Annotated in this window: 19 protein-coding genes; 6 read left to right on the top strand and 13 right to left on the bottom strand. The window is 64.7% G+C overall.

Translation table 11 applies throughout. From position 1 onward, the window contains the following. Window positions 1-22 precede the first annotated feature (22 nt). From ACRXBZ_RS34835 to ACRXBZ_RS34820, 4 genes are all read left to right on the top strand, one after another. The gene (locus tag ACRXBZ_RS34835) at window positions 23-1,249 is read left to right on the top strand and encodes an amidohydrolase family protein (protein WP_433882690.1); all 1,227 of its coding nucleotides are present in this window, start codon (window positions 23-25) and stop codon (window positions 1,247-1,249) included. A gap of 43 nt (window positions 1,250-1,292) precedes the next feature. Beyond that, window positions 1,293-2,756, top strand: coding sequence for an aspartate ammonia-lyase (locus ACRXBZ_RS34830; RefSeq protein ID WP_433884066.1), 1,464 nt, complete (start codon window positions 1,293-1,295; stop codon window positions 2,754-2,756). Window positions 2,757-2,979: 223 nt separating this feature from the next. Beyond that, window positions 2,980-3,255: a hypothetical protein gene (locus ACRXBZ_RS34825; RefSeq protein WP_433882689.1), complete on the top strand. Its 276-nt coding sequence runs from the start codon at window positions 2,980-2,982 to the stop codon at window positions 3,253-3,255. Window positions 3,256-3,559: 304 nt separating this feature from the next. After that, on the top strand, window positions 3,560-4,033 hold the full coding sequence (locus ACRXBZ_RS34820; protein ID WP_433882688.1) for an enoyl-CoA hydratase-related protein: 474 nt from the start codon (window positions 3,560-3,562) through the stop codon (window positions 4,031-4,033). 211 nt (window positions 4,034-4,244) lie between these two features. Here the strand turns inward: ACRXBZ_RS34820 and ACRXBZ_RS34815 are convergent, their stop codons facing one another. The 3 genes from ACRXBZ_RS34815 to ACRXBZ_RS34805 all read right to left on the bottom strand — a co-directional run bounded on the left by ACRXBZ_RS34815 (window position 4,245) and on the right by ACRXBZ_RS34805 (window position 8,118). After that, window positions 4,245-5,504: a transposase gene (locus tag ACRXBZ_RS34815; protein WP_433882687.1), complete on the bottom strand. Its 1,260-nt coding sequence runs from the start codon at window positions 5,502-5,504 to the stop codon at window positions 4,245-4,247. Window positions 5,505-5,683: 179 nt separating this feature from the next. After that, window positions 5,684-7,039, bottom strand: coding sequence for a histidinol dehydrogenase (hisD, locus tag ACRXBZ_RS34810; protein WP_433882686.1), 1,356 nt, complete (start codon window positions 7,037-7,039; stop codon window positions 5,684-5,686). A 158-nt stretch (window positions 7,040-7,197) separates the two neighbouring features. After that, a complete protein-coding gene (locus tag ACRXBZ_RS34805; RefSeq protein ID WP_433882685.1) occupies window positions 7,198-8,118 on the bottom strand; it encodes a LysR family transcriptional regulator in 921 nt (306 codons plus the stop codon). Between the two features lie 254 nt (window positions 8,119-8,372). On the opposite strand from ACRXBZ_RS34805, the gene ACRXBZ_RS34800 reads away from it, so the two are divergent. Both ACRXBZ_RS34800 and ACRXBZ_RS34795 read left to right on the top strand, forming a co-directional pair. After that, window positions 8,373-9,734, top strand: coding sequence for an MFS transporter (locus tag ACRXBZ_RS34800; RefSeq protein ID WP_433882684.1), 1,362 nt, complete (start codon window positions 8,373-8,375; stop codon window positions 9,732-9,734). Between the two features lie 102 nt (window positions 9,735-9,836). After that, window positions 9,837-11,483 (top strand): N,N-dimethylformamidase beta subunit family domain-containing protein, encoded by a 1,647-nt coding sequence (locus ACRXBZ_RS34795; RefSeq protein WP_433882683.1) that lies wholly within the window; start codon window positions 9,837-9,839, stop codon window positions 11,481-11,483. A gap of 269 nt (window positions 11,484-11,752) precedes the next feature. Here the strand turns inward: ACRXBZ_RS34795 and ACRXBZ_RS34790 are convergent, their stop codons facing one another. The 10 genes from ACRXBZ_RS34790 to pqqB form a co-directional block, all read right to left on the bottom strand. After that, window positions 11,753-11,917: an SAM-dependent methyltransferase gene (locus ACRXBZ_RS34790; RefSeq protein ID WP_433882682.1), complete on the bottom strand. Its 165-nt coding sequence runs from the start codon at window positions 11,915-11,917 to the stop codon at window positions 11,753-11,755. 231 nt (window positions 11,918-12,148) lie between these two features. Then, complete coding sequence (locus ACRXBZ_RS34785) at window positions 12,149-12,697, bottom strand: manganese efflux pump MntP (protein ID WP_433882681.1); 549 nt, start codon at window positions 12,695-12,697, stop codon at window positions 12,149-12,151. Window positions 12,698-12,728: 31 nt separating this feature from the next. Continuing rightward, window positions 12,729-13,097: a hypothetical protein gene (locus tag ACRXBZ_RS34780; protein ID WP_433882680.1), complete on the bottom strand. Its 369-nt coding sequence runs from the start codon at window positions 13,095-13,097 to the stop codon at window positions 12,729-12,731. A 118-nt stretch (window positions 13,098-13,215) separates the two neighbouring features. After that, complete coding sequence (locus ACRXBZ_RS34775) at window positions 13,216-13,548, bottom strand: bifunctional 3-phenylpropionate/cinnamic acid dioxygenase ferredoxin subunit (protein ID WP_433884065.1); 333 nt, start codon at window positions 13,546-13,548, stop codon at window positions 13,216-13,218. 1,152 nt (window positions 13,549-14,700) lie between these two features. After that, entirely contained in the window at window positions 14,701-14,883 is a 183-nt protein-coding gene (locus ACRXBZ_RS34770; protein ID WP_433882679.1) for a hypothetical protein, read from the bottom strand. A 127-nt stretch (window positions 14,884-15,010) separates the two neighbouring features. Next, on the bottom strand, window positions 15,011-17,602 hold the full coding sequence (pepN, locus tag ACRXBZ_RS34765; protein ID WP_433882678.1) for an aminopeptidase N: 2,592 nt from the start codon (window positions 17,600-17,602) through the stop codon (window positions 15,011-15,013). A 3-nt stretch (window positions 17,603-17,605) separates the two neighbouring features. Further along, window positions 17,606-18,730 carry a pyrroloquinoline quinone biosynthesis protein PqqE gene (gene pqqE / locus ACRXBZ_RS34760; protein ID WP_433882677.1) on the bottom strand — a complete coding sequence of 375 codons (1,125 nt, stop codon included), beginning with the start codon at window positions 18,728-18,730 and terminating at the stop codon, window positions 17,606-17,608. Continuing rightward, on the bottom strand, window positions 18,727-19,002 hold the full coding sequence (gene pqqD, locus ACRXBZ_RS34755; RefSeq protein WP_433882676.1) for a pyrroloquinoline quinone biosynthesis peptide chaperone PqqD: 276 nt from the start codon (window positions 19,000-19,002) through the stop codon (window positions 18,727-18,729). Before pqqD ends, pqqE begins: the two co-directional genes overlap by 4 nt. Continuing rightward, window positions 19,002-19,697, bottom strand: coding sequence for a pyrroloquinoline-quinone synthase PqqC (gene pqqC, locus ACRXBZ_RS34750; RefSeq protein ID WP_433882675.1), 696 nt, complete (start codon window positions 19,695-19,697; stop codon window positions 19,002-19,004). The genes pqqD and pqqC overlap by 1 nt, the downstream gene beginning before the upstream one ends. Continuing rightward, window positions 19,694-20,596, bottom strand: a complete 903-nt coding sequence (gene pqqB / locus ACRXBZ_RS34745) for a pyrroloquinoline quinone biosynthesis protein PqqB (protein ID WP_433882674.1) — start codon at window positions 20,594-20,596, stop codon at window positions 19,694-19,696. The genes pqqC and pqqB overlap by 4 nt, the downstream gene beginning before the upstream one ends. Between the last annotated feature and the right edge of the window lie 457 nt (window positions 20,597-21,053).

Raw genomic sequence — 21,053 nt, 5'->3', positions numbered from 1 at the left:
CACATGGAAGAAAAGACCAACTATGCCTGCGCGCAACGACGCCCTGAAGCTCCGCAACGTCGACTTGTTCGATCCGACGCCTCAGGGGCGAACCGACCTGTACCTCTTCGACGGCAAGATCCTCTCGATCGGTGAGGAGCCGGTCATTCCCGGAGTCGAGTTCCATGAGATCGATGGGACCGGGATGTTCGCCGTGCCCGGCTTCATCGACTCCCATTTGCATTTCACAGGGGCGGGGAGCATCGGCGCTGGCCCGATCTCTCGCGAACCCGACTTCAGCTTCAGCGAAGTGGTCGGGTCCGGCATTACAACGGCCGTCGGCTGCCCTGGTGCCGACTACCTGTCACGGTCGATGACAAACCTCTTCCAAAAGGCGCGCAGCCTGGAGGCGGAAGGGCTGAGCACCTACTTCTGGTCCAGTGGGTACAGCAACCCGTCCATCACTCTCTCCCAGTCGCTCTCCATGGACATGCTTCTCTTTGAGAAGGCGCTTGGTGCCAAGATCGCGATCTCCGACTTCATGGCGCCGCCGTGGACCCCCGACCAGCTCCATCATCTGGTCTGGCAGGTTCTCAGCGGTGCACAGATGGCGGGTAAGCACGGCGTCATCCACGTCCACGCTGGAGTACTGCCCGCGGGCATCAGTGTCGTCCGGGAGGTCGTTGCCAGGTACGAGTTCGGCGATGACGCGCACTGGTCAGCGATGCACGGTGGTGGAGGCTCGGTCGCGTCACACTTCCAGATCACGCATGTCAACTGGACCGATCGACTCCTCGAGGAGGCGACCCAATTCGCCCTGCAGGGGGCCGTGGCCGATGTGACCAGCGGGCTCTCGCCCAAGCATGGATGCGAGGGCTCAGTGCTTCCCTCGGCGGCGATAGTGCAGATGCTCAGGGCCGGAGTATCGCCCGCGCGCATCACGGTGAGCTCCGATTCAGGCGGCAACATCGCCCACCAACACGGCAACAGCGATCTGGATCTCATCCGGCTGCGCCCGCCTATGATCCTGGAGGTCTTCCAGGAGCTGGCTCGACGAGACGACGTGGACATCGAGACGGCTGCACGAGTCACATCGACAAGTGTCGCCGATCTGCACCGCTGGTCCCACAAGGGGCGCCTCACCCCGGGAGCGGATGCCGACGTCCTTCTGTTCTCCGAGATCGACGCGGACCTTGCCCACGTCGTGCTCGCCGGCGAGCACGTGATCGACCATGGCCACTTGCTTCGTCTCGGCGTGATGGAGCGCTGAGCACGTGCCACGCCTGGACCAGGACGCCCACGACGAGGTGTCCATGAACGCAAACGGAACGACTGAGCGAGCCACTCGCACCGAACACGATCTCCTCGGGACCCGCGAGGTGCCCGCCGACGCCTACTGGGGCATCCATACGCTCCGGGCCTTCGAGAACTTCGGAATCTCGGGTCAATCGCTCGCTACGCATCCAGACCTGGTGTCTGCGCTGGCGCTCGTCAAACAGGCCGCTGCGGCCACCAACGGGCAGTTGCGGCTGCTGGAGCGACGTCGGGCGGCTGCCATTACGGGGGCGTGCGAGGAGATTCGATCCGGATCGCTGCACGAAGCGTTCGTGGTCGACGTCATCCAAGGCGGCGCAGGTACGTCCACGAACATGAACGTGAACGAGGTCGTCGCCAACCGCGCGCTCGAAATGCTCGGGCACGCCAAGGGTGAGTACGAGCACGTCCATCCGCTCGAGCACGTCAATCTAGGGCAGAGCACCAACGACGTGTACCCAACCGCGGTGCGGCTCGCCGTGCACGCGGCTACCGAGCGGCTCGTCTGCGCTGTGGATGCCCTGTACAGGGCATTCCAAGCGAAGGCTCAAGAGTTCGTCCACACCGTGAAGATCGGCCGAACCCAACTCCAGGAGGCCGTGCCCATGACGCTGGGCCAGGAGTCCGGGGCCTATGCGGACACCCTAGCCGCGGAGATCGACAGACTCCGGGACGCCCAGAAGCTGCTGCGTCGGATCAACCTCGGCGCCACCGCAATCGGAACCTCGATCAACACCCACCCGCGGTATGTGCAACTCGTGGCCGAGGAGCTGAGCGGTCTGGCCGGCCTTAGCCTCGTGACGGCACCGAACCTGATCGAGGCGACCCAGGACGCCAGCGCCTTTGTGCACCTCTCCGGCGCTCTACGAGGGCTGGCTGTGAAGCTGTCCAAGATCGCAAACGATCTACGGCTCCTATCCTCCGGGCCGGTCTCGGGGTTCGCCGAGCTGCAGCTGCCGGCGGTCCAGGCGGGTTCGAGCATCATGCCCGGGAAGGTGAACCCCGTCATCCCGGAGACGGTCAATCAGGTGGCGTTCGAAACCATCGGCCACGACATCACGGTCACCATGGCTGCCGAGGCAGGTCAACTCCAGCTCAACGCGTTCGAGCCGATCATCGCGCATTGCCTCCTGACCAGCGCCCGCCACCTCACGGCCAGTTGTACAGTCTTCGCGGAGCGATGCGTCTCCGGGATCGCAGCGAACACCGACCAACTCCGGGCCACCGTTCGAGGCTCGATCGGACTCGCCACGGCACTGACTCCGATGATCGGCTACCACGCGGCAAGCCAGGTCGCGAAGCTCGCGCTGGAGACCGGGGTGAGCGTCGCTGACCTCGTGCGGAGCCAAGGACTCATCGACGAGGAGCGGCTCTCCACCCTGCTCACGCCGGAGTCACTGACCGGATCTGTCGAGGGACATTTAGCCTTCCCTCGGCACGTCTCGCAGAAACTAACGCGATGACCCCGTTCACCGGTGGGAGGAAACCCGTAACGTGGCTTGGCCGGGCTGCTGATCACACATTCCGGTTGCACCGAACCCCTGCTCAGAGCCAGTGACGGGTGGGCAACGGCGCTCGCCGGCTACTGCAAGCCGACGATCGGTATCGGGTGGAACCCGGCCGCGGCCCCTTTCTTGCATATTCGGTGACCGCCGCATATCGCACCGGATGCGTATTGGCGACGGTGTGAGACCCGAGGTCGAGTCCCGGCCAGAGAAGCGCGCGTTCACCATCGACGAGTTGCAGGACTTCTCGGACGCGCCGATCGCATACAGTTTTGGCTTACGGCGCAACGAGTCCAGGATGTTCGAGGTCACCGATATCGGCCGAAACCCGCATGGGCCGGAGTTCGGCGACTACGGCTTGATCCATGTCCGGCACGGCAAGGCGAAGGGTTCACCGTCCAAGCGGCGCAGCGTGGCCACTGTGTGGACGTGGACGGCGGAGATCCTGGAGGAGTGAGTCACGAGTTCCGGCCCCAGTTGGCCGTGCCCGGCTCGTCGGCGTTGTGGCCCTCCGAGCGCGGGGAGCGGGTCGGCAGAGGATCAACTCCCGGTTCGCCGCTTACCGCGACGCGCTGGGTCTCCCGGCCTGGATTTCCACGGGCTAAGCCCGGATCCACCGAGTTGGTTTTGGTTTGGTCGTTGATCAAGGTCTGGGGATGTTGATCGATAATGCTGGTGGTGGGTATGCGGGGTCCGCCGGCCTGGTGGTCCGGCTCATCCACTGTGGTCTCCGATCGGCGCCTTGTGGGCGGGTGTGGTCAGTGGCAGGCCCCGGCCGGCGGGGAGTGAGTTGCGGTGAACTCAACGGTAATAGCGCCGGGCTTGGGCTGGCCATCGCGCCACACGACGACGTCCGATTTGTTGCCACAGAGGCAAAGCTAACCACCGCATTCGTCAAGCGCGGCTTGATCGGCGAGCACGGCATCTCCTGGCTCCTGCCGAGGATCGTCGGCCGCGGCCGAGCGCTCGACCTCTTGCTGAGCGCACGTGTCATCACGGGCACCGAAGCTGCGGACTACGGTCTGGCGCAATTTGTCGGACCGCGAGCCGACCTCCTGGAGACCACCATCTCGTACGCGCACGAGATGGCCAGGAACTGCTCGCCGCATGCCATGGCTGCCCTCAAACGCCAGATGATCGAGGACGAGCATCGGACGCCGCTCGATGCGCTCCTCGCAGCCGATCAAGCGACGCGCGAATCGTTCACCTGGTGTCCGTCCGGTCGTGAGTGGTGATGCCGGTTCTTACCGGAGCTGTCACTCACGACGGGGGTCCGTGCGGTCGTGAGTGGTGATGCCGGTTCTTACCGGTGTCATGTCTCGTAGATGTGTCAATCCTCGGACGCCTAACCCACGGAAGAAGAGAAGAGCCAAAAATCAAGACGGCACGCATCGGAGTGATCACTCAAGATCCACACCCAGACACGAAAATGCCCGCTGAACTGCACTAACGTGCCAGCCAGCGGGCTTCCGCCAACGTCGGGCTGACAGGATTTGAACCTGCGAACCCCTTGACCCCCAGAGTAGTCCACAAGAGACATTCACCTGCGAAAACCGAGAAACCGCGCATTTCGAGGGCATCCTGCAGCGTGTTGGCGGCGATGATCCGGCGGCGTAGTAGTGGCAGCCGAACTCGGAACCACCACCGACCCCAAGGCCCTCGTTCCCGGCTTTCCGGACGCAGTCGGCGAAACCGCCGCTGCGATGAAGAGTCCTGGAACAACCTCACGCAGCTGCTCAGTGAAAAGTCGGCGGCCGTTTTCAGCAGTCCTCGGACGCGGGCCCGGCGCACGCCGTGGCGGTGACGCATGAGATGAGCGATTTTGCGTTCGACTTTGGGGCGGGTGGCGCGGTAGTCGGCCCGCCAGGCGGGATCGGTTTGGCGCGCCCGCCCTGCTTGCAGCGCGGCCTCGTGGGCACTGACGGTGATCGTGCGTCCGGTCTTCGCGGTCGTGCACTGCGCGGCCAGCGGGCAGGCGGCGCAGGCGGCGCCGAAGTAGGCCGCTCCGGCGTGACGTTCGCGGGCGCGGATGGGTGCGGTGTGCCTGGCAGGGCAGGTCACGGTCCGCGCATCGAGGTCGATGTCGAAGCGGTCCTTCGGGAAATGACCTTTCACTGCCACCGGCGGCTGCACCTTCAGTCCATTGTGGATATCAGCCTCGTCCAGCCGTTCCAGCAACTCACCCGCACCGTAGGCCGCATCCCCATACACCGCCGCCCGATCTTCATCCTTAGCTTCGGCTTCGGCTTCGGCTTCGGCTTCGGCTTCGGCTTCGGCTTCGGCTTCGGCTTCGGCTTCGGCTTCGGCTTCGGCTTCGGCTTCGGCTTCGGCTTCGGCTTCGGCTTCGGCTTCGGCTTCGGCTTCGGCTTCGGCTTCGGCTTCGGCTTCGGCTTCGGCTTCGGCTTCGGCTTCGGCTTCGGAGGGCAGTATGTCGGCGAGCAGGGGCTCGGCGGCCTCAGCGTCACCGCTGTTTCCGGCCGTGACCTCGGTGGCGGTGATGATCTCGGCATCGGGGTCGATCGCGAGATGCCCTTTGTAGCCGTCAAAACCGCGAGCACTGGTCTTGTGCCCGTGACGGGCCTCGGGGTCCACGGTGGAAATGATCCGGTCCGGAGCGACCTTGCGGGCGATGCGGAACACCCCGTCGCCGTCGTCGGCCAAGTCCTGGCCCAGCACGGTGGCCAGCAGCTGCACGGCCTTGTCCACGCCCTCGCCCAGCTCACGACCATCCCGCCAAAACGATCACCTCAACCGGGCGAGACACACCGATCCTTAGCAACCAAAAACACCAGTCACCTAGCTAGGGCTGGTGCGATCCGGAGTGGCTTGATGGGGCGGGCTGGGCAGGACGTCGTGGGAAACACCCGGCCCAGCCCGTAGCTGGGTCAGGAACGGTCGATAGCGGGGGTGCCGTCGAACGCTCCGGAGTGCCGGCCTACGTTCTCGATCCGGATGGTGGCGGTGGCCTCGTGCGCAGCCAGCCCTTCGAACGCCGAGATCCGCTCGACGGACGGGGCCAGCGCCGCGGTGCCTTCCTTGCCCGCGCGCTGGTAGGTCAGCGGCTTTAGGAACCGCGACACCGACAGCCCGGCGTTGTAGCGCGAGGTCTTGCCGGTCGGCAGTACGTGGTTGGTTCCCGCGATGCCCTTGTCAGAGTAAGCGACGGTGCTCCACCGCCCCAGGAACAGCGACCCGTAGTTGGTGAGGGTCTTGAGGTAGAAGTCGTCGTCTGCGGTCTGGATCTCCAAGTGCTCGGGGCCCCAGACATCGCTGACCGCGGCAGCCTGGGCGGCGTCGCGGGCCACCACAACCGAACCGAAATCGCGCCACGCGGCACCGGCGATCTCCCGTGTCGTAAGGATTTCCAGCTGGCGTTCGATCGCATCGATGACCTGCTGACCGAAAGCTTCAGAGGTTGTCACGAGCGCTGCCGGAGAGTTAGGGCCGTGCTCTGCCTGGCCCAGCAGGTCGGCCGCGATCCACTCGGGGTCGGCAGTCTCGTCAGCGATCGCTGCGACCTCGGACGGCCCGGCAAGCAAGTCGATGCCAACCTGGCCGAAGAGCTGGCGCTTGGCTTCGGTGACGAAGGCGTTGCCCGCTCCGACGAGCATGTCGACCGGCGCGTCATCGAGCAGGCCGAACGCCATCGCACCGAGCGCCTGCACACCACCGATGGTGAACACGCGGTCGGCACCCGAGAGGTAGGCGCCGTAGAGCACCGCTGGGTGAGCGCCGTGCTCACCGGAGGGCGGGGTACAGGCCAGAACCGTGGGCACCCCGGCGGCCTTGGCGACCCCCACGGTCATGAACGCACTAGCCAACAGTGGGAACCGGCCGGCAGGGAGATAAGCGCCGACCCGGCTGACCGGGACGTAGCGCTGACCGCATATGACCGAGTCAGCCAGCTCGATTTCGAAGTCGGTCAGGTGCTCGCGCTGCGCGACGGCGAACCGGTTGGTCCGCTTGTAGCCCAGTTCGAGGGCGGCACGCACGTCTGCGGGCAGGGCGTCGCCCGAGCGGCGCAGTTCGTCGCGGTCGAGCTCCAGCGAGCCGGACCAGCCGTCGAGCTCCTGCGAGTACTGCCGAACAGCGTCGAGGCCACGGTGCTCGATCTCGCGGAGCATCTCGGTGACCCGCTCGATGACCTTGGGGTCGCGCTGGGCTGGCGGGCCGTCCACCGCGGGCTTCTTAAGCCAGGTCAACGGCCCGAGCTGGGTTGCCTCGGAAGGGGTGATCTGCATGGCAGGGAACGGTAAGCACGTCGCAGCCACAGGACTAGAGGGGTAACGCCTGAACCTTCCATAGGATCACCCAATATTTTCTCGTTAGCGCAGGTCAAAGAAATGTCGATCTGAGACACGAAGGGTAAACGGCGCAAAAAAGCCCGTCGGTTCAGCGGTCACGACCTCGGTCGGGCCTCTAGGCCGCGGACCTCGCTGATGGCGTCTTCGGCCAGCCTTGCCAACTTGCGGGTCGCCCGCGACAGAGGACGTCCACGCTTGCGGGCGAAGGCGATCGTGTCGAAGAGCGGCTCGGCGAAGGACGCCGTGTGCAGACCAGGTGGGAAAGCCGGACTGCTGAGCAGGGCGGAACCGACGATGGTGTCTCCGATCCCAGCGGCGACCAGCTTCAGCGCGGCTTCGACGTGCTCAATCTCGATCAGCGGTTCGATCCGCACACCGGCCAGCTGTGCACGATCAGCGAGCTGCCGACGCGTCGGATCCCGCCAACCGAAGTGCGCGTCGTAGAGCACGAGACGACGCTGCGCGAACTCCTCGACCGTGATCGGCTCAGCAACGCGTTCGGGGTCCGAGCTGACGTAGAGCACCTCGTCCTGCATGAGCGGGGTGATGATCAGATCGTCCTCGTCGACCGGCAGCACGACCAGACCCGCCTCGATCTCCCCCGCCGAGATGGCAGCAGCGGTCTCCGCGGAATTCTGCCCGACGAGCCGCACGCGCACCGCCGGATACTTGCGGTGGAAGGTCTGCACGAGGTTGCCCAGCAGGTAGAAGTCGGCGTTGCGCAGCACGCCGAAGGTCGCAGTACCCCCGCCGAGCGATCCCAGTGAGGTGACCGCCCGCGTGCCCTCGTCCGCCGCGGCGATGCTCTCCCGCGCGTAGGGAAGCAGCTCGGCACCGGCCGCGGTCAACGACAAACGCCTGGACCCCCGCACGAACAGCAAGGCATCGAGCTCCTCCTCCAGCCGCCGGATCAGTTCCGACACCGAGGCCTGCGCGATGTCCAGGTGAGCCGCTGCCGCGGTGAACGATCCGAGCCGTTCGGCAGCGACGAAAGCACGCAGCTGATTCAGCGTCATCGTTGCGTGGCACCTCCGCACCAGAAAATCTCGATAACGTTTCGATCGACCCGCCCCACCGCGGCACCCACCGCAGTTCACCAGGCAATCGGCCCATCATCAGGCTCAGCCTATGGCTGATCCAGGATCAGCCGTCTACCCCTATGCCTCAAGACGACCTAGCGTGTCCCACCAACACCGCAACATCGCTGCAACATCGCAGGTCACGGGCCCCACGGTCCGCTGCGGACCCGCTCCCACGGACAGGAACACGTATGGCGGCAACGACACCAGCCAACTCGGCGAAGGCAACCACCGCCGGCGCCATCGGCAACTTCATCGAGTGGTTCGACTACAGCATCTACGGGTTCATGGCGGTCACCATCGCGTCCGCCTTCTTCCCAAGCAACGACCCCACAGCGGCGCTGCTAGCCACGTTCGGAGTCTTCGCGCTTCCAGTGATCACCCGTCCCCTCGGCGGGGTGGTCTTCGCCCGCTTCGGCGACAGGATCGGCCGCAAGCGCACCCTCGCACTGGTACTCGTCCTGATGTCACTGTCCACCGGCGTTATCGGCCTGATCCCCAGCTACGCGACCATCGGAGTCGCCGCACCGATTCTGCTCGTGCTCGCCCGCATCATCCAGGGCTTCTCCGCCGGTGGCGAGTACGCCGGTGGCGCCGCGCTCATCGCCGAAAGCGTGCCCGCCAAGCGGCGCGGCGTGATGGTCAGCCTCATGCCCTCCAGCACCGGGTTCGGGCTGCTGGCGGGATCCATCTTCTCCTTCATCCTCTCTGGGGCGCTGACACCGGACCAGCTGCAGAGCTGGGGATGGCGGGTCGGCTTCCTGATCGCAATCCCGCTGGGCCTGATCGGGCTCTACATCCGGCTGCGACTCGAAGAAACCGCTGCATTCCAGGAAATCGCCGAGTCCGACGAGGTCGCCTCATCCCCGGTCCGCGAGACCGTGCAGACGCAACTGGCCCATGTGCTCAAGGTCGCGGGCATTGCCCTAGGCCAAACCGTCTGCTACTACGTCGTGCTGGTCTACACCCCGACGTTCCTGCGCACCGAGCTCGGCTACAGCACCAGCAGCTCGCTGGTCACCACGTCGCTGGCCATCGCCGTCTACGCTCTGACCATCCCTGTGGCCGGGCACCTCTCCGACCGGATCGGGCGCAAGCCCCTGCTGTTCGTCGGCTCGATCGCCATGCTGCTACTGATCTTCCCGACCTTCCTGCTCATGGACGGTGGAAGCCTCGCACTGATCGGCGTCCTGCAGGTCGCCGCGGGCGGGCTGGCGCTGGGCTGTTACACCGGCCCGCTGGTGTGCACGTGGGTCGAACTGTTCCCGACCCGTGTGCGCTACACCGGAGTCTCACTGGGTTTCAACCTCTCGGTCATCGCCTCGGTCTCTTCCCCGTTCGTGCTCACGTGGCTCATCTCCGCCACGGGCAGCCACCTGATGCCCGCCTGGTACGTCGCGATCGCCGTCGCGGTCTCCCTGCTCACCCTGTTCATGCTCCCCGAAACCGCACCCGCCAAGGGCGGCTACGACCACGTCACCCCCGCAGCCGAGCAGCAGCCGACAGGACCCGGCACTACCGAGGCGTCCGGACCACGACTGGCGAAACCTTGAGCTCGTATAGCGCGGCCGTTCCGGCTTCACACGCCTCCGAGCGTCGATTCGGAGGCTCCGGTGCTCCGCTGTTCTCGACGCCCTCGACAGGAAGGACTCCACGTGACCGCATCCACCGCGAACGGTTCCCGCCCCGGCGGTGACCTCACCCCCGAACTCGTGTCCGGCCAGCCACCCGGCCCGCAGCGCGTCTGGGTCGAGGTCCCTCGCGAGGACGGCTATCCCGCTGCCTGGTGCTACTCCGACAAACGCTCCTACATACCCGGCGAGACAGTCGACCTGTTCCTCTCCGCCACCACTTCGGAACTGGACCTGCGGATCTACCGGGACGGATTCCACGAGACCACGGTGCACCAGAACCAGCTCACCTCGGTCGGCTTCCAACCTGTCCCGGCCAACGCCTACGAGTCCGGCTGCGACTGGACTGTCACCACCTCCTGGACCATTCCTGAAAACCTGCCACCTGGCCCCTACCTGGTCGAGATGCGCGACTCCCGCGCCCCTGAACACGCGCGCCCGCTCGGTCACCACCTCTTCATCGTCCGGAGCCCGACCGCCCGGCCCGAGGCGCTCGCGCAGGTACTCGCCACGTGCACCTGGTCGGCGTACAACGACTGGGGCGGAGCAAGCCACTACTTCGGCGTGCACCCCGACACCGCCCGCGGACGCTCCCCGATCCTGTCCTCCAGGCGCCCCTGGGCACGCGGGCAGGTCTGGCTGCCCGAAGGCGCACCACGCATGGTCAGCGCCAGCAGGCCGAGCCACCCCCGACCGCCCCGCTACGAGTTCGCCGAATGGGCCTACCTCAACGGCTACGCCAAGTACTACGCCGCATCGGGATGGGCGTCGTACGAACGTCACTTCTTCCGCTGGGCAGAGGCCCAGGGCCACGAGGTCGACCTGCTGACCCAAGAGGATCTCCACGCCGATGCCGAGGCCCTTTCGCCGTACCAATGCGCGGTTTTCAGCGGCCATGACGAGTACTGGACAGCCCAGATGCGAGCCCACGTCGACGACTACGTCAAGTCCGGCGGCCACGTGGCTCGGTTCGCCGGTAACTTCATGTGGCAGATCCGGCTCGACCTCGAGCAAGGCACGCAGATCGCTCACAAGTACGACGCCGCTCGCCGCGACCCGGTCGCCGGCACCGAGGCGCAGCACCTGTTGACCGGCGCGTGGGAGGACCCCGCCGTCGGCAACCCTGGTGCCACGACGTTCGGCGTGAACGCACTGCGCGGGATGTACGCAGGTTTCGGTGCCTTCGCCCCGCGCTCCTCACGCGGCTACACCGTCTTCCGCCCCGAACACTGGTCGCTTCAAGGCACTGGACTCGGCTATGCCGACACCCTCGGCGACGAATCCGCCGTGTTCTCCTACGAAGTCGACGGCCTCGACTACGAATTCCGCGACGGACTCCCCTACCCCAGCGGAACCGACGGAGCACCGAACGAACTGCAGATCATCGCCATGAACTGGTCCACCGCAGCCGAAGACGGCCGCGACATCGACCAGAGCTACTTCATGCTCGGCGACGGAGACGCCCGCTATCGCGCCAGCATCGCAGGAGAGGTCTACACCGAGCAGAACCGCCGCCGCTTCGCCCGCGGCGCCGGCATGGTCGTCTCCTTCCCACGCGGCGCAGGCGAAGTGTTCACCGCCGGCACCTGCGAATGGGTCAACGGCCTCCGCCTCCAAGACCCCTATATCACCGCCGTAACGACCAACGTCCTGCAGCATTTTCACGACTGACCGGCGCCACCGTCACTCTTATAATATCTCGCGCTCGCGGCCGACGAAGCTACTCAGCTCCTTCGGAAGGTTGTTCCTCGCGTCACGCAACCGCCCACCTCCTGGTGAAGAGGGCAAGCTGGTACCGTGGGACGTGCGGTTACTCACGGTTACCAGCGTCGTTGCGTCACCAGGCCAGCTGCCAGGGCCGTCGTATTGGAAGAGGACTCGTGGTCCTGGTGCGCACGTGGTGCGGGTTGAGTGCGAGAAGACGAGAAAGTCGTGCGGTTTCAGGGTTTTCTTGCCTGACCGCACAGTGCGTCAACCTCGTCCCGCAGCGGTCCGCTGGGATCCGGGCACCATCGCGTCACCGAAACCACGCCAGGCTCCAACAGTTCCAGGCCGTCGAAGAACCGGTGATCGACCGTCGTTGCCGACGAACCCGATCCTCGCACGACCAAAACCGGTTGTAGCCCTACTTGACCAACTTGTCATCCCAGCCGAGGATTCGCTTGGGAGCAAGCATGGACCGGCGGTCCCCGGATCGACGTGCCCGAACATGGGTGGCCGGGGACGGCAGAACGGGTGCCAGGTCGCGTTTCGAATGCCGCGAGTCCAGGCTGACGGCAAACCTGCCGGTCCGGACGACACGTCGGGACAACGCCAGGGCGCGTGGGCGCTGACGTTCAGCTGAATACCAGCGGTAGCACAATCGCCGCACCGACGAGCGAGATACCGCTGAACAGGTCGGCTCGGATCCGAACAACATTGGCAGCCATACGTCCGAGGCACAATCCAGCCAATGACATGACCGCTGTCACGACACCGAACGTGATCATCGGGATCACGAGAGAAAACCCGACGAACCCCAGGCTGGCGCCGGCGATAAAATTATCGATGCTCAGCGACAGCGGCATGCCGAAGAGCGTCACCCATGGATGATCTACTTCCTCAGGTTCAGGGTTCCGCAATGCTCCGGCCAGAATAAACAGCCCGTATGCCCCCAACGCGATAGGTCCGATGTAATCCGCACCCGAGCCGATCAACGCCCCTGCGTAGTGGCCGATGAATCCTCCTGCCAGGGGAGACAGCGTATCCCATATCCCGAAGATGAGGGCAACCTGCACGGCACGACGCCAGCCGAAGGGAATGGTACCGATGGCGATCGACGAGCGGAAGTTGTCGATGCTGAGACCAAAAGCCAGCGCTAACAGCGGAAGAATTTCAAGAGTCATCTGAAAACACACCTCGAAAAAACCGTTTACCCTACCCGCGAATCTGTCGGGAGAGACGTTGAACAGGAACCATTTCCGGACGGTCTACTGAAACTTCGCTACGCCGCGCACTCGCCACGGCGAGAGCAGACCAGTCGCGCAGTGTGCGATAGCCCTTCGTGGTGATCACTACCCGGTGACCTCGTAGCGCGAACAGGCGGTGCGTTTCGACGTCGATCAAATCCGCAACCCACAGATCACGGAGGGTCTGACGCAGATCATCTGTCATGGGGCGGGTAATATCCATCACCCAGTCATAGCCGAGTGCGGACTGGAGTAGCCCGTTGTGATAGCAGATCTTTCCCTGGTTGACAGCATCCAAGGCCGCGTAGCGGTTGGCTGTGAATGTTGTAGGGTACATTACCGATCACCTGTTCGACAGGTCATTATTTTTGATCTATTCGAATGCCGAGAAAACAGCGGTACCGAGGCGGCATCAACCAGCCCAACCTGAATCTGGGTCCCGCCCAAGCCACCGTCTAGTTGTGACCGCCGGTTTCGATATGCACGAATACATCGTCATCGATCACCTCGACTTTGTACGTGCGCAGCGGCTCCGTTGCGGGCAAGCACAGCGGTTCCCCTGTGCGCACATCGAACCGTGACATGTGGAGCGGACACTCCACCGAAATACCGTCGAAGTGACCTTCACTCAGCACGGCAAACTCATGCGCGCAAACGTCCTCAACGGCATAAACGGTTCCGTTGACGTTGAAAATCGCGATCCGGGGGAGGGTGTCCAGTCGTCGTGCCGTGCCAGGCGGGACCTCACGAAGGCTGCACGCGCGTACTCGATGAGTGGACCGTTCCATCGATGCCACGTCCTTTCCACGGATTCCCGCGTTGCCCTGATCAGAAGCGACGTCACGAATCGTCGACCGGCGGCTGGCCGACGACGGAAAGAGTCACGAACCAGTAGAGCGCGTAGAACGCGACCAGCGCGCAACAGTGCCACCGCTTCAAGCGGCCGGTGGGCAGGAAGTACCAGCGCGAACCCGGCGACCACGATCAGCGCGGCAGCGAAGACCACGATGCAATCGCGACATGTGGATCTCGGTGGGAGCCACGATCTCCGTCAGCGCCAACGCGACTCCGACGATCGAAAGCGTTGCAAGAACAAGCAGTGACGTCACAACAACGCCCACCTCTCAACCGGCACGAACAGTTCGATGTCGGGACGTACCTCGACCGCTTCCGAACCACAGCGCTTGGAGCTCTGAACGATTCGGGTGGCTCTGCCAAATCCTTTTCCGGCAGGTGGCGCAAGGCCCCTGCGCGATCCGCTTGCCGGATCCGGAGCCTTGCGCCGCCGCAGGCGTAGTCCCATTGCAGATATCCGACACCTGCCGCGACTACGAGAAATGGAGCAACACGGTGCTCCGATCCCGACCGTCAGCCCCGGTAGAAGTAACCGGTGGCCTCAGCACACACCTCGATGACCGTGTACTCCGGAGTTTCCCACTTCATACTTTCCTCCTCGCGTTGACAGCGCCCGATGAGCGGGCGACAACCGGACAACGTGACCCGCATAATTTCGAGAGCGAAACCTCGAAATTCAGCGTTCTCAACAGAGCATCTTCGACATATCAGTTTGCTGCAACAGGCATCGAACCAGTGGTCGGGGATCGGTGTCGAACGGCGCTTGTGCGGCCACGAGTGGAACAGCGGATGTCGCTTGTGGACTGCTTGAATGTGAAGGATCGGCGACGCAGTAACGAGGTGCCGTCCCCTGTCGGCGATGCGCGACATAATGGCGCCGAGATCACCTCGGCATGAGTGGGCGCCTATGGCGCACGAACGGCAGCCCGGCCGGAGGCGGGCATTGTTCTGCTGGAGCGGCCATTTCACATGGCATCGCACGATGACATTCACGTCTCGCCCAGCAGGCAGCACATGCACCGCCGCAGATCTCCATCCGGCGTGGGGAGAGACGGGAACGATCGAGGCGCGGATATCCTCAACGGTCAGATTTCACGCGCACTCTCATAGGACGGAATCCGCTGCGGGGCGCGGGTATCAATTCTGGTACGACAACGACCGGGCAACGGGCGTGCGGTGAGTTCGGCTTGCTCGACGGCCCAGTACAGCGCCGCCTTCGCCGACACCGATCCATTTACACCTACGACGATTCTGCGTTCGGTGTCCATGACTGCAACCTCCGCTGGGCCGGACCACCATAGGCCCCTAACCACCCGATCCCTGCATGGCACGGCGCACCTTCGCGTCACCCCTGTGGCGTTCCAATGGCTCAGACTGAAAGAAACCGCGCAGTCATCAGCCGCTCGCGCGTTCCGCTGCCAAGGCCACGGAGCTTCCGGCTTGCCTCGTTCTCTGCGCCGCGTCGCACGCCCGCGCTGCCTGCATCATGGCCAGTTCCGTTCGCTCCTCCCGGAGGACCCTGAGCACGTCTCCGGGGAGCCGTTTGTTCGCCAGCACGTTTTCCGTATCCGCCAGTACGCGTTGCTCGACGTGGGTGAAACGGGGATAAAGCGCACGAGCGAACGCCAGCACGAACTCGGGCTCGGCAGCTCCGGCCATGCTCTCCAACGCACGCAAGTAGCGTTTCGCATACGGAGTGAGCAACTCCTCCTGCCCCGGTTGTCGCAGCCCTGCCATGATGGCTTGCCGTTCCGCGAGCGAGTAATCGTCGGTGAACACCCGGGTCCACGCTTGCTCCTTGGCGGCACGGGTCGGACGCGCGGCCTGCGCCATCAAAGCGTGCCGGCGACCGCTGTCTCCAGCGTCAGCGTCCATCGCGATGTCGAGAAGTCCGTCGATTTCGAAACCGGTCGACGCGAGGCGGAGCAATGCGCGCCAGCGCAGGTCTCGATCCACTGCGAGTCCCGGCCAGGGAGACCGCCCGCACACCATTTCGCTCAGCAGGCCGTGGTCGTTGGCCTGGACGACCCCTACGAGGGTGCGGGCCAGTACCACCTGGCGGTCGCTGCCCTGGGCGGCGCCGGCCAAGTGATCACGCACCCGGCGTGCCAGGGCTTCGAGCATCCGGCTGGTGCTGGATGGATCCCCGTAGACCCGCGTCGCCTGCACAGCTCGCTCCAAGAGCGCTTCCAGGACACCGACATCGCTCTCCACCACTCCATGCGTGAGAGCAGCCGATGCGAAACTCCGAGCGGGCAACCGCGCGTCGAGGACATCGTCCCACAACGCTCCCCAGACGACTGCCCGTGCTCTCTGATCGTCCAGTGCGGACAGACTGCGCAAGGCCGTTTGCCGAGACCGGGGGTCCAGCCTGACTTTGACGTGGCTCACCGCATCGTCGTTGGGCACCAGCAGGTCCGGGCTTCGGCTGCCGAACGCGTCCAGTTCGCCTTCGGAGCTACACGGACTGAGCGGCACGTGCGCCCGTTGCCGCAGCACCAGGCCGGCATCGCAGTCGTCGAACGCGCCGACCCGCAGGTGCAAGTGGCGTGGCCGCACCTCGGGATCGGGAAGCTGCACCACCCAATCGCCCACCGGAAGGCGAGACACCTCGACCGTGTTCACCCCACGGCGCAAAAGCCACTCGTCCACCCAGCGATCCACATCCGCGTCCGACACGCGCCGAAGCGCCGCCACGAAATCATCGAGGCTGGCATTTCCCCACGCGTGCGTCCGCAGGTATGTCCGTACGCCCGAGACGAAGGAGTCCCAGCCCATGCGCACCGCGAGCTCGTGGAGTACGGCCGCCCCTCTCCGGTAGACGATCGGACCGAAGTTCGTCCGCGCGGCATCGGTGTCGGCGGTCTCGACCCGGATCGCGTGGCTGGTCGGCAACTGGTCGGCATGTCGAGCCACCGGCAGGTTGTGGTGCGCGAATGCCGTCCAACCTTCCCCGTACCGCGTCACTACGGGCTGTGCGACGACCGCCATCATCGTCGCGAAGCTCTCGTTCAGCCACAGATCGTCCCACCAGCGCATCGTCACGTAGTCGCCGAACCACATGTGCGCCATCTCGTGCAACAGCAGCTCGGCTCGTCGTCGCCGTTGATCCTCGGTGACCCGATGCCGGAACACGAACCGCTCGTTGAGCGTCACGCAGCCCGGGTGCTCCATTCCGCCGAATGCGTACTCGGGCGCGAAGACGTGGTCGTACTTGGTGAACGGGTACGGAAGGTCGAACAGCTGGCTGTAGAAGTCGAGGCCGCGGCTGATCACGTCGAACAGCTCGGGCGCGTCGTTGGTGAGGTCTTCGAGGAGCGACTTCCGCGCGTACAGCGCCAGCGGCACTCCGCGGTGGCTGGAACGCAGCCGGCGGAACGGGCCGGCGGCGAAGGCCACCAGGTATGGCGGCAGCGGTGGCGTGCTCCGGAAGCGCCAAGTCGAGCGCTTGTCACCCGCAGGGGCAGGCTCCTCGCCAGGCTCGGTGTTGGCTACCACCACCCACTGATCCTCGGCCGTGACGGTCAATTCGACCGTTGCCTTCAGGTCCGGCTGATCGAAGCAGGCGTACACCTTGTGCGCCGCGAAGGGCTCGAACTTCGTGTGCACGTAGACCTGTCCGTCAAGGGGGTCGCGGAACCGGTGCAGCCCCTCCCCCGTTCGCGAGTACGAACCGGAACCGGCCACTCGAACCGTGTTCTCACCTGGTTCCACGTCCAGCCGGACACGCGTCCCGTCATGCGCGCCGGGCCCCAGCTCCCGGCCATTGCACTCGACCGACTCGGCCTTCCCCGCGAAGTCGAGAAAGACGTTCGCATCCCCGGAACGTGCCTGGAAGCGGATCACGGTACTCGTCGCGAACTCCCGCTCACCCGTGGTCAGGTCGAGTTCCACCGTGTAGCGGACGTCGCAGATCTCAGCCGAACGCGCTGCCGCCTCGTCCTGCGTCAGGTTGCTCCTGCACGTGGCACGGCCTTCGAGTGACATCGGTCATCGCCTCCTCGCCGACGCGGGTGGGCGACGGTAAACCAGGCGTTCGCGCGCCGTTTCGTCGCCGGCGGCGAAATCGTCCTGGTTGGCACGAACAAGCGCGTCCTGCACCAGATGATGATCGGGCGAGTGGACGCAAACCGGGTCGGTACGTCCCGGATCGCCGGTCAACGCGAAGGCCTGGCACCGGCATCCACCGAAATCGATCTCTTTGCGAGAACAGCTGCGGCACGGATCCGGCATCCACTCCGTGCCCCGGAAAGCCTGGAACGCGGCGGATTTCGACCAGATCCACTCGAGGTGGTGGTCTTGAACCGAGGGGAAGTCGATCGTCGTAATATCCGCGGCCACCGGACACGGATACACCATGCCGTCCGGGGCGACGGTCAGTGCTGTCTGCGCCCATCCCCCCATGCACGGCTTCGGGTAGCGCTCGTAGTAGTCTGGGAGGATCCAGAGGATTTCCATGCGATCCGCCAACTCGGCCTTCCGGCGTTGGTACACGCCTTCGGCCTCCTCCAACTGCGCCTTGCTCGGGAACAGCAGATCGCGGTTGCGAAGCGCCCAGCCGTAGTACTGGGTGTTGGCAAGCTCCAGCCGCTCGGCGCCCCACGACACGCAGACGTCGACGATCGCGTCCAGGCGAGACAGGTTCAACCGATGCAGGACCACGTTCATGTTCAACGGCAGCCCGGCCTCACGGATGATGCGCGCGGCGTCCTGCTTCTTGTCGAATCGCTTGCTCGCCGCGACCAGATCCGTCGACTCGGCCGCGTCACCCTGGATGCTCAGCTGGGCGCTGTTGAGCCCTGCCGACACGAGCGATCTCGCACGACTTTCCGTGAGCCCCAGGCCGCTGGTGATCAGGTTGGTGTACAGATCGAGGCTGCGGGCCTCAGCGACGAGCGTCTCCAGATCACCGCGGGCGAGGGGTTCACCGCCCGAAAAATGGACTTGCACCACACCCAGCCCGGCTGCCTCGCGTATCACCCGTAGCCAGTCCTCGGTGCTGAGCTCGTCCTGCCGATCGAGCAGTGCCAACGGGTTCGAGCAATAGACGCAGTGCAACGGACATTGGTGGGTGACCTCGGCCAGCAGGCCGTACGGCTGCGGTACACCGTTCATGTGACAACCACCCAACCCCGTCCGTGCGCGTCCTGGAGGAATGCCATGACGTCGTTCGCGAGACCAGCGGCCTCGAAGTCGTGCTCCAACTGGGCCACCACCTGCCGCACCGTCCGGCTGCCGTCACACAGCCGCAAAATCGCCGCTCCGGACGCGTTCAGGCGCACGACTCTCTCCGGCAACAGAAGCAACTCGGCGTCTCGGACGGTGTCGTGCTTGAGCATCGCCTTGGTCGCCAGCCGAGGCGTGGCCGTCAGATCAGGCTTGTCCATCATGAACTCTTGCTGTAAGCGAGTTGCACGGCGTCCAGCAGGCTCCAGAGGACATCGCACTTGAACTCCAGCGCTCGTACGCACGCGTCCTGCTGCTCCCTGGACTTCGCGTGGTTGATCACCAGGCTGAGCAGATGCTCGATGTCCTTGGGCTGCTGGGTGAGTCGAGACCGGAAGTACTCCAAGCCTTCCGCGGCGATCCACGGGTAGTGCTGCTGGAGGTCGGCAATCCTCCGGCTGAGCAGATCTGGGGCGAACAGCTCGGTCATGGCCGACGCCACGGCCTCCAGCCACGGCTTCTGGCGGCAGAAATCCACGTAGGCGTCCACGGCGAACCGCACTCCGGGCAGCACCGAGCCACTGTCGAACAGCTCTTCTCGGGTCAAGCCGACAGCTTCGCCGAGGCGGACCCACTTCTCGATGCCGCCTTCGTCTCCCGTTCGGCCGTCGTGATCGACGATGCGCTGAATCCACTGGCGCCGATCGTGCCGACCGGGGAGCTTGGTCAGGATGAACGCGTCCTTCACCGGCAGGTTCACCTGGTAGTAGAAGCGGTTTCGCACCCATCCGCGGAACTCCTCCTCAGTGAGCACGCCCGCGTGCATCCGCTCGTTGAACGGGTGCAAGTGGTGGTACCGCTGTTCTCCGATCGACCGCAGCTGGGCTTCGAACTCCTCAGCAGACCAAGCCTTCACAATTCCACCTCCAGGCCAGCTCGGCCCACCTCGATGCCCAAGTCCGCCAACCAACGCCGTTCCTCTGAGCCTTCGTCGAGAATGGGGTTGGTGTTGTTGATGTGGGTGTAGATCTTGCGCTTCGCGGGAAGCGCAGCCAGAGCGCGGGCAGAACCGTCCTCGCCGCTGACGGGCATGTGCCCCATGGAGCGTCCGGAACGACTTCCCGCACCCCGGCAGGACATTTCGTCGTCCGTCCAGAACGTGCCGTCCAAGAAGACGCAATCAGCCGACGCCACCTGCTCGGCGAACTTCTCGTCCCACCGGGGCAGGGTCGGCGCGTACACCGCGGTCCCGCCAGTCACCTTGTCCTGCAAGCGGAAGCCCATCTCCCACTCCTTCGACTCGCGATGAAGCTGCGAGCGCCCCATGTAGCGAGGCGCCTTGCTTCCGGTCAGGAAGGCGGTCACGCGCAACCGGTCGTCCAGGTCCAGCGGTTTGCCGATTTCGACCACGGACCACGACAGGTTGGCGTAATCGCTCAGCAATTCCCGAACGGGAAACCGCAGAGCGAGCGCCTCCAGCACGGGGGACGTCCCGTACACCGTCAGCGACGATTCCTCGCGCAACATCAGCAGGCCGATCGTGTGGTCGAACTCCGCATCCGTCAGCAGCACGCCCGCAACCGGTGTCGTCCGGATTCCCGGACCCGGATGCAAACAGCGATCCGCCGCTATCTGATGATGGACATCCGGAGTTGCGTTCAGCAGGAACCACCGCTCGCCGTCCCCGGAGACCGCAAGACCCGCGTGCATCGACCCGAGTTCCGGATTGCTACGAGCCTTGCGGCACCCGGCACAAGCGCAGTTCCACTGCGGATAACCACCGCCTGCCGCAACTCCCAGGCAATGAAGAAACACAGCGCGAAAGCAATCCGTCAACGCCGGTACAGGTAGCCGCTGGCTTCAGCGCACACCTCGATTACCGCATATTCAGGCGTTTCCCACCTCATGGAGTCCTCCTTTGAATTCGACCGCTGAAGGCCGTCGGACAACAACAGGTACCGTCACCTGTCGAGGTACCAGCCCGGGCAAGCATCCAGTGCATCGCCCGGAAACTCGGTGTTGCACTTCAAAGCTTCTTCGATGTCGCTGGCCCTGACAACCGATCATGAACCACCGGCACCGGATCCCTGACGAACGGTGGCCGTGCCGCCACGAACGGACCGCTGCGGACACTGCGGCGGTGCCGGCTCCCGGCCTGCGACAGGCACCTTCCCGCCATGCTTTTGCAACCAGCGGATATCCGATTGGAAGCGACAACGCGTCGTGCGGCGCAGCGTCGATGAGCGGGCTCGCCGCAGGTGCCATCGACACC

Source organism: Saccharopolyspora hattusasensis (assembly GCF_050972075.1).
Classification (GTDB): domain Bacteria; phylum Actinomycetota; class Actinomycetes; order Mycobacteriales; family Pseudonocardiaceae; genus Saccharopolyspora; species Saccharopolyspora hattusasensis.
Note: the sequence above shows the minus strand (reverse complement) of the source record. Positions and strands in the feature narration are given on the sequence as shown.

What these genes read in the sequence shown, in the direction of transcription:
- ACRXBZ_RS34835 (WP_433882690.1), top strand. Translation starts at nt 23, where the DNA reads ATGCCTGCGCGCAACGACGCCCTGAAGCTCCGCAACGTCGACTTGTTC.
- ACRXBZ_RS34830 (WP_433884066.1), top strand. Translation starts at nt 1,293, where the DNA reads ATGAACGCAAACGGAACGACTGAGCGAGCCACTCGCACCGAACACGAT.
- hisD (WP_433882686.1), bottom strand. Translation starts at nt 7,039, where the DNA reads ATGCAGATCACCCCTTCCGAGGCAACCCAGCTCGGGCCGTTGACCTGG.
- ACRXBZ_RS34805 (WP_433882685.1), bottom strand. Translation starts at nt 8,118, where the DNA reads ATGACGCTGAATCAGCTGCGTGCTTTCGTCGCTGCCGAACGGCTCGGA.
- ACRXBZ_RS34800 (WP_433882684.1), top strand. Translation starts at nt 8,373, where the DNA reads ATGGCGGCAACGACACCAGCCAACTCGGCGAAGGCAACCACCGCCGGC.
- ACRXBZ_RS34785 (WP_433882681.1), bottom strand. Translation starts at nt 12,697, where the DNA reads ATGACTCTTGAAATTCTTCCGCTGTTAGCGCTGGCTTTTGGTCTCAGC.
- ACRXBZ_RS34780 (WP_433882680.1), bottom strand. Translation starts at nt 13,097, where the DNA reads ATGTACCCTACAACATTCACAGCCAACCGCTACGCGGCCTTGGATGCT.
- ACRXBZ_RS34775 (WP_433884065.1), bottom strand. Translation starts at nt 13,548, where the DNA reads ATGGAACGGTCCACTCATCGAGTACGCGCGTGCAGCCTTCGTGAGGTC.
- ACRXBZ_RS34770 (WP_433882679.1), bottom strand. Translation starts at nt 14,883, where the DNA reads ATGGACACCGAACGCAGAATCGTCGTAGGTGTAAATGGATCGGTGTCG.
- pepN (WP_433882678.1), bottom strand. Translation starts at nt 17,602, where the DNA reads ATGTCACTCGAAGGCCGTGCCACGTGCAGGAGCAACCTGACGCAGGAC.
- pqqE (WP_433882677.1), bottom strand. Translation starts at nt 18,730, where the DNA reads ATGAACGGTGTACCGCAGCCGTACGGCCTGCTGGCCGAGGTCACCCAC.
- pqqD (WP_433882676.1), bottom strand. Translation starts at nt 19,002, where the DNA reads ATGGACAAGCCTGATCTGACGGCCACGCCTCGGCTGGCGACCAAGGCG.